Genomic DNA, 550 nt, shown 5'->3' with positions numbered 1-550 from the left:
TGCGGCCCGACCCCACACCTACTGCCGCACGTTCTCCGGCTGGGTCTACGCCGCCTTCGTCATCGACGTGTTCTCCCGCCGGGTGGTGGGCTGGCAGCTGTCCCGCTCGCTGCGCACCGACCTGGCCCTCGACGCTCTGGAGATGGGGCTGTGGACCCGCCGGCGGACCGGTCGAGACGTCGGCGGCCTGGTCCATCACTCGGACAAGGGCGTGCAATACGTCGCGGTGCGCTACACCCAGCGCTTAGCTGAGGCCGGCGCGGTCGCCTCGGTCGGCTCAACCGGTGACTCGTATGACAACGCGCTGGCCGAGGCATTCAATTCGCTGTTCAAGGCCGAGTTGGTCCGCAACAGAGGTCCGTGGAAGGGCATCGACGACCTCGAGATCGCCGTCGCCGAGTACATCGACTGGTTCAACCACCGACGCCTGCACGGCGAGATCGGCCTCGTTCCACCAGCCGAGCACGAGGACCACTTCTACCGACACAACACCGCGGCGACTACCGTCGCCGCGTCAGTTCCGAGCCTCCACTGAACCCGGGGCGGGACA

At 67.5% G+C, this 550-nt stretch carries 1 protein-coding gene; it reads left to right on the top strand.

Features of this window, described 5'->3' with window-relative positions; translation table 11 throughout:
* Positions 1–535, top strand: a 535-nt coding sequence (locus A6V29_RS16180; protein WP_137161253.1) for an IS3 family transposase, incomplete at its 5' end; no start/stop codon positions are given.
* Between the last annotated feature and the right edge of the window lie 15 nt (positions 536–550).

Origin of the sequence: Blastococcus sp. CCUG 61487 (genome assembly GCF_005222955.1) — a bacterium.
Classification (GTDB): Bacteria; Actinomycetota; Actinomycetes; order Mycobacteriales; family Geodermatophilaceae; genus Blastococcus.
The sequence above is the reverse complement of the archived record's forward strand: the minus strand, read 5'-3'. Positions and strand labels throughout refer to the sequence as shown.